This window comes from Methanocalculus sp. (genome assembly GCF_029762515.1).
In the GTDB taxonomy this organism is placed as follows: domain Archaea; phylum Halobacteriota; class Methanomicrobia; order Methanomicrobiales; family Methanocorpusculaceae; genus Methanocalculus.
In genome coordinates this window covers 1-7395 of sequence record NZ_JARVGN010000070.1, presented here as the reverse complement: position 1 = coordinate 7395, position 7395 = coordinate 1, and the positions used below count along the sequence as shown (strand labels likewise).

Below are 7395 nucleotides of genomic sequence, written 5' to 3'. Positions count from 1 at the left end.
CGACCTCGGCGAAGGCACGGCCTGTATTTCCAGCCGATGCGAGGACGATGGTGCCGCCGCCGGTCTCCCGGTGCCGGATGAGGGTCGGCCATGCCTCCAGCTCCTTGAAGGAGCAGGTCGGGACATATGCACCCTTATCGGGGGCATAGCCGGTGAAGCCGATCCAGAGATTGGAAAGCCCTGCTTCTTTTGCAAACCCGGAAGACTGGAATGTCACAGGTCCCGACTGGGTCTGTGGCACCTGTTGCACAGGGAGCCAGTCTGCATACCGGAAGATGCCTGGCTCATCCCTGATAGCGAGCTGCTTCTCCGGGTAGATCGCACGGAGGAGCCCGTGATGCCCGTCCGGGCAGGCAAGTTCACCCTGATCGGGGAATTGCTTCCCGCATACCGGGCACCTGAGCAGGTGGTTCATAATCCCTCCCTGAGGAAGAATGATCCCTCGCGGATCCGATCTGCCAGACGACGGCAGAGCCGCTCTGCCCTGGTGCGGTCAGACTGGCGGAGTGTGACCGGAATCTCATCGTCCCCGATCTGAATTGCTCCGAGATCGATAGAAAAGACTCCTCCCTCACAGGCTGAGGCACAGGCGCCGCAGGCGAGGCAGAGGGAGCGGTTGATGGTATGCCCCTCTCCGATTGCCCCGGCAGGGCAGATTGAATGAGCCATGCAGGGAGTGCAGTCAAGGCACCGATCAGAGTGGATTCTGACACCCCGGTCTGTTCCCCGCCAGATTCTGCCATAATCCGATTCTCCGATCGGCTGGCGGTTGCTGATATCGGCAACAGGGAGTGGGATCTCCTCATCAAGCACCATCAGTCCATCAAGGGATGCAGAATCGAGCACCGGTATTGCAGCGGCAACCGAGGTGAGGCATTCGGGGCCATCTGAAGTGATAAACCCGCCCATCATCAGGGGATCCATCCCGTTCATACCGGCTGAACACGCAAGATTCGGCCGCTCCGGGGTCGATCGCGTACCGGTGCCAGTGATGATTCCGTTAACGCCGTTAACAAAAACCGGTGTGCCTGGTGCAAGTGACCTGAGTGAGGGATCGTTTTGTACCGGGTTCACCTCCCCGCAACCCGAGACCGATATCTCCCTGCAGGGTCCCCGGAGACCGGTGACCGAGAAGATGGTCGGAAGCACACCCTCTTCTCTTCTGAGAAATGCGGTATAATTCTTAAATGCCGATCGTGTTGTATGGAGCTTTGCAAAGCCACAATCGGAGATGGTGATATCGTTTGTATACCGCCGCCCGTCTGCCTCCGCCTCGACTTCGATCGTCTTCCCGGCGGCGAGATCGGCAAAGAGATGGCCGCCGCCATAGCGTTCGTCCCGGTGTGCGGTACCATAGACGATGCAGTCGATGAGGCCGAGCCGTTCATTCGGGCAGGGGCCGGGATAGGCAGGAACGCCGTTTAAAAAGAGTGATTCAGCTTTCCGGAAAGTGCCGGGGGATGCAACAGGCACCGTCAGGACTGCATAAGTCCCCGACATCACCCCGAATGTTCCGCAGGTGACAATATCCACATCCCCGACGGCGAAGGTTTCCCCCTCACGCACCCGTTTCTTGAATTCATCTGCAGGGATGACGGTTGCCTCCCCGCTTCTGATTTTATTGTTGATCTCCTGCGTCGTCTTCACAGTGTTATCCCCTCCACCCTGACCCTGACTCCGTCGCTTGTGGTAATAACCATATTCACCACACCCAGATGAGACAGTCCCATCAGGCAGTATCCGGGCTGGAACCGCTGTTTCATCCCAAATGTCGGTTCACGGTTGACTACCTCCGCGATCCCCTCAAATGCATGGACATGATATGCCTTGACATCCAGGCAATCCTCGTTCCGTGCTTCAAGAGGGCTTGTAACATGGCAGGAGATGATTCCGCTCACCGGATCGGCAGCAGTCACCCTGAGTGCATGGGTGATCGGGCATCCCGCCCCGGCAGGCCTCCCGATGACAAGATCTCCCGCCTTGATCTCCCATTTTTCGACGAGATCCGGCCTGAACGGTACAATATCCTTCCTGGTGGACGGCTCACCCGGGAACGGGTGGAGGACAAAGTCATAGGCAAGGCCGAGGATATCGACTCCGGAATAGGATGAATCCTTTCCTTTCACATTCTCCAGGTAGAAGGGGCAGTCCCGGAATGATTTTGCGCCTGCGGCAACAAGTGCGGTAAAGGCGGTGCATGAGGCTGCCCCGCAGAGCCCGCAGTCCTTGCCAGGTGGTTTCCAGGCCATCTATTCACCCCTGAAGAGGGTGTCTGCGCCTTCCAGCCTCCTGACAACCCCGAAATGGTTCTCCCATCCGATCTGCTTCTTTCCGACACAGACCGTACAGACGCCAAGGGGCGGGCTGCCACGGAGCGTGAGTGCCTTTGGATCAGTGATCGGCAGGAGATCGTCGATGATCTTCATCAGGTACCGCATCCCGGTCCCGATGACCGCATTCGTCTCGATGATCTCGACTGCGGGTGCAACATCCCGGATTGCCTCCCTGAAGACCTCCTTCTCTGCCTGTGAGACGAGATCGATCCTGGTGACAACCGCAGCATCGGCAAGAGCGATCATCGGGCTCATCTTATAGGGAGAATGGGTGCCCGAGATCGCAGAGAGGACTGCTATTCCAAGCGACTCGGTGGTATAGGGGGTGCACCTGAGGCAGAGGCCGGCAGATTCGATGATCAGGAATTCGGCTCCCTCCTTCTCTGCCCAGAGCAGGGCATCGGAAAGAACCGTGATCCCGGCATGATCCGGGCAGAGGTCGCCAGAGATGACCTTCCGTGCGGGAATGCCAAACTCACGGGTGATCTCTTCATCCTCGTTTGCATAGATGACATCGATCTTCAGGTACGCAGCAGTTTGTTTTGGGAGATGGGTCAGGATCTGCCGGATAACAGCCGTCTTCCCCGCAGACGGCGGCCCGGCGACGATGATCAGCTTCATGCTGCTGCAACCGTCTCCCTGAGAACCTCCCCTGACCTGAGCCGTTCGCGGAGCGAGGAGAGGTAGAGATCGATCTCGGTGACATGCTTCAGCACAGACTCTTCAGATCCATCCGGCTCAAGGACCGCCTTCACCGCTCCGTTCCCCATCACGATCCTTTTGTCTGACATCAGGGAGACGAGCGGATCATGGGTGACGAAGATGACGGAGGTACCGGATTTCTTCAGGCAGGTGATGACCCTGTCACGGAAGATCCCTGCATTCTCCACCTCATCGAGGAGGATGATTGGTGCGTTTGAGATGATCACTGCATCGGCAACAAGCAGGGATCTCGTCTGGCCGCCGGAGAGGGAGGAGATCCGGCATTCCGGGCGGATAGGCTCACCTGTAAATTCGTTTGCAAGCCGGATCGTCTTCTCGATCAGATCCCCTTCGGTGATCTTCCGTGCACGGAGATGCATGCTCAGGAACTCTGAGACGGTGAGATCCGCAAGGCACTTCGTGGTCTGGGTGATGAGGGCGATCGGCTTGCAGGCAGGATCCCTGACGAACTTTTCGGGCGGTATTTCGCCATCAAGGAGGATCCGCCTGCCGGTTGCGGTATCGCCCTGTGCAAAGACCTCGATATCGTTTATAAAGGCGCTCTTGCCGGATCCGGTCGGGCCGACGATTGCGAGGGTGTCGCCGGGGCGGAGATGGAGTGCCTCAAAGGTTTCGGGGTTGCCATTCCGATCATGGCCGGGGAGGATGGTGATCGTATGCATGATCACTTCTCACTATTGAGGGATGATAATGGTTTTCCTTATTTGAAAATATTATGATCTTAATAGATAATTTATATTATCATATTCTACAATAGTCTAAATTATTCGGGTTTTGTGCAAAAGACTCTCCTTTCTGATCCCGGGATCCAGGCAGCGGGCATCTTTATTAATTATCCTGCTCATAGTTCGGTTCATGCTGGATCGGAACAGGAAGATTGTCCTTGGGATTTTCCTTCTCATCGTTCTTATCATCTCGGGAATTCTGGTGATGATGGCCTTTGAGATCTGCCCGCCGAAAGGGCCATGGAAAGCCCCTCCCTGGTGTGAAAATTATGCTGAGATCCCTCCGATAGCTGCCGGTGAAGCAACAACCGCCGGGTTCTGGGTGTCTGTTCCTTATACGACATCCCCTGATGATCCGATCCGGGTGGTTATCGATGGTAAAGCCCCGGTATCGATGGCGCCGGCTGGTGAATATGCATGGGACGTATCAGTGCCGGCAGTTGGCCAGGAGTCCTTCTCCTACCATTATACCTCATCTACCGGGAGATCACGCACCTTTGATCGGCAGATTCAGATCCCGAATCACGTCACCTATGATGGCGTATCCGGATGGAGTGAAGAGCCGATAAAGCCTTCATTCCCGCCGGCATTCAGGGCTGGTATCTGGATGCAGGATACCTGGGGGAAGAACTACAACTTCATGATGTTTGAGGATACTCGGAAGAATATTGAGAGCAGCTTTGACCGGCTTGAGCGGATAGGGGTGACAGAAGTTGTCGTCTTTGACTTCTATGATGCTCACTGGGTTAACCAGCCGAATAAGTACGCGTTTGACAGGATGATCCCCCGTGTCTACCAGGATCCGCCCGATGACTGGATCACTTCAACCGAATGGGAGATTGTCCCCGGCACCTTCTGGGACGATCACCGGGACGAGGCAATGAGCCAGGTTGATCTCAACCGGATCGCAGAAGCAGCTCATGCCAGAAATCTCCGTGCCATATGGTCGATGAACTTTGGGTTCACAAGTATCGGAACATATCTTGGTGCGGATTCCATCTGGGAGGCATCTGGTGCGGATTTTGCTGCTCTTGGGGAGGTTGAGCGGACACCCGAATGGATTGATGATTACTTCACAAAATTTGAGGCATTGATGCTCGATCGTGCCGATGCACTCAACAAGGCAGGTTTTGACATGATGCTCATCACCCCGGGCTGGCATAACACGCACTTCTCGCCAGAGGAGGAGCTCGCAAATGCCAGGATGAAACAGATGATTGCAAAGGTGAAGGAGAGGTTCAATGGCGATGTTGCAGTCTCTGTCGACCCTGCCGGTTTCCTTGAGGCAAAAGGGCTTCGTGACGATTGGTCACAGTATGACTACTATCATGATGCGGATGCCATCTTCATCCGAATCTACTCCATCCGGACGGGGCTAGAAACCCTTGCTGAGTTCCAGGAGGCGCTGCCGCCTGAATCATATGATATCACCGATCCGACTGTTGAAGAGATGAAAGCCCTCATCGATCCGCTCCTTGATCTGATCGAAGCAGAAGCAGAGCGAAAGGACGTCGAAATTTCGCTCTTTTGCTCAATGAGTGCATTTAGCAATGCAGCACTCACCGACTATATGACCGTCTTTGCAATGGATCCGACCATGGCGATCGAAGACACCTTCATGGGGCGATACGATCTCCCTGATCCCGACTATGCCCACCAGTCAGATGCCTATGAGGCATGGTGGCAGGCAACAGAAGGAAGGACACGTATTGTTCGATTGATGGGGAGCTATACGTGGGATGATGCGGTGAACGAGCTCTCCCCGGCACGCCTCGATCTTGGATCAAGCATCAGGAACAGGCCTGCAGAAGGTGTCATGCAGAAATGGGCATTGTCTGTCAGGGGATGAATTTCCCCTCTCTTCTTTTTCCAAATCGAAATAATCCTAATCCTGATTAGTACTAATCTAAATTAGGTTTCCTTCTTTCCATCTGAAAAGATATGTGCAACCGCCGCCTCGGTCGTCTCCCGGCCTTTCGGCGTCCTTTTCAAAAAACCGATCCTGATCAGGTACGGCTCATATACCTCTTCGATCGTCCTGACCTCCTCTCCGATCGAGATTGCGATCGTCTTCACCCCGACAGGGCCCCCGCCGAAGTCACGGGCGACCACAGTGATGATCCGGCGATCCAGATCATCAAGGCCGAGGGGATCTATCCCGAGGATGCCGAGGGCGAGATCTGCTGATTCACGGGATATTGAGCCATCTCCCCGGACTGTTGCATAATCGCGGACCCGCCTGAGAAGCCGGTTTGCGATCCTCGGTGTTCCCCGGCTCCTCTTTGCGATCTCTAGCGCTCCGTCTTCGGAGATCGGGATCTTCAGGATAGCAGCTGATCGTTTCACAATCGAGAGGAGATCGTCCACCTCGTAAAGGTTCAGCCGGAAGATGAGGCCGAACCTATCCCGGAGCGGGGAGCCGAGCAGACCGACCCGTGTCGTTGCCCCAACAAGGGTGAATTGGTCGAGAGGGAGCTGGATCGCCCGTGCCCCCGGTCCCTCGCCGATCATCACATCAATACTATAGTCTTCCATTGCCGGATAGAGGATCTCCTCGACGACCGGGTTCAGCCGGTGGATCTCGTCGATGAAGAGGAGATCTCCTGAAGATAATGCCGTCAGCTGGGCGGCGAGATCTCCCGGCTTGTCAAGAACGGGTCCTGTTGTGCTCCGTATTGCAGATCCCATCTCACGGGCGATGATCTGGGCGAGTGTCGTCTTCCCAAGGCCGGGAGGGCCCGAGAAGAGGATATGATCGAGGTTCTCGCCCCGGATCTTTGCCGCTTCAATTGCGATCCTGAGCGCCTCCTTGATCTGGGGCTGGCCGACAAACTCGTCAAGCCGGGCCGGCCTGATGGCAGGATCGTCGATCTCATCCTCAAACTTTATCGGGGTGATGATCCGCTCAGTCACGTTCTTCTCTCCTTCATATGCTGAAGTGCAGCTTTAATGATCGCCTGCACACTTCCCGAAGGCAGCCGCTCCATCACCGCCTTCACTGACTCCTCGGCCTCCCGCTCGGAGAATCCAAGAGATACAAGGGCCGACTTCGCATCAGATGCAGGCATATGCCCCTCTTTTTCGATGAATGATCCTCTCCGCTTCTTCATCGTCTCTTTCAGTTCAAGGATCAGCCGCTTTGCGCTCTTTGGCCCGATCCCCGATATACTGGTGAGGACACGCTCATCATCGCTGATGATTGCCATGGCAAACTGCTCAAGTGAGATCTGTGAGAGAATATTAAGTGCAATCTGGGGACCGATTCCCGAGACATTGATCAGGATCTGGAAGAGTTCCCGCTCGCTCTGCCGGTGGAACCCATACAGGGTGAGGGCGTCCTCCCTGACAACAAGCTGGGTGAAGAGCTTCACTGTTTCTTCGCTCTTTTCTATCTCCCGGAGGGTTGGCTGGCTCACCTGGAGCAGGTAGCCGATCCCGCCGACATCAAGGACGACTGACTTCTCACCCACAGATGAGAGCGTTCCGGTTATGTGTGCGAACATGCTTCTCCTACCTCAGGGTATTGATATGGCAAAGAGCAATCGCAAGGCCGTCGGCGGCATCATCGGGACGGGGGATCTCATCAAGCCTCAGGAGGCGGCGGACCATATCCT

The 7395-nt window shown here is 55.6% G+C and carries 8 protein-coding genes and 1 pseudogene; 1 reads left to right on the top strand and 8 read right to left on the bottom strand.

Annotated features, from left to right (window positions below; all coding sequences use genetic code 11):
• The 5 genes and pseudogenes from QCH34_RS03785 to QCH34_RS03765 form a co-directional block, all read right to left on the bottom strand.
• Nucleotides 1-415 (bottom strand): annotated as a pseudogene (locus tag QCH34_RS03785) (cysteate synthase); the annotation flags it as partial.
• Complete coding sequence (locus QCH34_RS03780; protein ID WP_300330341.1) at nt 412-1647, bottom strand: methanogenesis marker 16 metalloprotein; 1236 nt, start codon at nt 1645-1647, stop codon at nt 412-414. The pseudogene QCH34_RS03785 and the gene QCH34_RS03780, both read right to left, overlap by 4 nt.
• Nucleotides 1644-2249, bottom strand: a complete 606-nt coding sequence (locus QCH34_RS03775) for a (Fe-S)-binding protein (protein WP_300330338.1) — start codon at nt 2247-2249, stop codon at nt 1644-1646. The genes QCH34_RS03780 and QCH34_RS03775 overlap by 4 nt, the downstream gene beginning before the upstream one ends.
• On the bottom strand, nt 2250-2954 hold the full coding sequence (locus QCH34_RS03770) for a GTP-binding protein (RefSeq protein ID WP_300330335.1): 705 nt from the start codon (nt 2952-2954) through the stop codon (nt 2250-2252). It lies immediately after the preceding gene.
• Nucleotides 2951-3718 (bottom strand): ATP-binding cassette domain-containing protein, encoded by a 768-nt coding sequence (locus tag QCH34_RS03765; RefSeq protein WP_300330332.1) that lies wholly within the window; start codon nt 3716-3718, stop codon nt 2951-2953. Before QCH34_RS03765 ends, QCH34_RS03770 begins: the two co-directional genes overlap by 4 nt.
• Nucleotides 3719-3911: 193 nt before the next feature.
• Between QCH34_RS03765 and QCH34_RS03760 the strand changes: the two genes are divergently transcribed.
• Nucleotides 3912-5630 (top strand): hypothetical protein, encoded by a 1719-nt coding sequence (locus tag QCH34_RS03760; RefSeq protein ID WP_300330328.1) that lies wholly within the window; start codon nt 3912-3914, stop codon nt 5628-5630.
• Between the two features lie 62 nt (nt 5631-5692).
• On the opposite strand, the gene ruvB is transcribed toward QCH34_RS03760, so the two are convergent.
• Genes ruvB through QCH34_RS03745 form a run of 3 tightly spaced genes read right to left on the bottom strand, consistent with a single transcriptional unit; the run spans nt 5693 to nt 7390 of the window.
• Nucleotides 5693-6694: a Holliday junction branch migration DNA helicase RuvB gene (gene ruvB, locus QCH34_RS03755; RefSeq protein ID WP_300330325.1), complete on the bottom strand. Its 1002-nt coding sequence runs from the start codon at nt 6692-6694 to the stop codon at nt 5693-5695.
• Nucleotides 6691-7284: a Holliday junction branch migration protein RuvA gene (gene ruvA, locus QCH34_RS03750; RefSeq protein WP_300330322.1), complete on the bottom strand. Its 594-nt coding sequence runs from the start codon at nt 7282-7284 to the stop codon at nt 6691-6693. Before ruvA ends, ruvB begins: the two co-directional genes overlap by 4 nt.
• 7 nt (nt 7285-7291) lie before the next feature.
• Entirely contained in the window at nt 7292-7390 is a 99-nt protein-coding gene (locus tag QCH34_RS03745) for a crossover junction endodeoxyribonuclease RuvC (RefSeq protein ID WP_300330344.1), read from the bottom strand.
• Between the last annotated feature and the right edge of the window lie 5 nt (nt 7391-7395).

What these genes read in the sequence shown, in the direction of transcription:
- QCH34_RS03760 (WP_300330328.1), top strand. Translation starts at nt 3,912, where the DNA reads ATGCTGGATCGGAACAGGAAGATTGTCCTTGGGATTTTCCTTCTCATC.
- QCH34_RS03745 (WP_300330344.1), bottom strand. Translation starts at nt 7,390, where the DNA reads ATGGTCCGCCGCCTCCTGAGGCTTGATGAGATCCCCCGTCCCGATGAT.
- ruvA (WP_300330322.1), bottom strand. Translation starts at nt 7,284, where the DNA reads ATGTTCGCACACATAACCGGAACGCTCTCATCTGTGGGTGAGAAGTCA.
- QCH34_RS03765 (WP_300330332.1), bottom strand. Translation starts at nt 3,718, where the DNA reads ATGCATACGATCACCATCCTCCCCGGCCATGATCGGAATGGCAACCCC.
- QCH34_RS03770 (WP_300330335.1), bottom strand. Translation starts at nt 2,954, where the DNA reads ATGAAGCTGATCATCGTCGCCGGGCCGCCGTCTGCGGGGAAGACGGCT.
- QCH34_RS03775 (WP_300330338.1), bottom strand. Translation starts at nt 2,249, where the DNA reads ATGGCCTGGAAACCACCTGGCAAGGACTGCGGGCTCTGCGGGGCAGCC.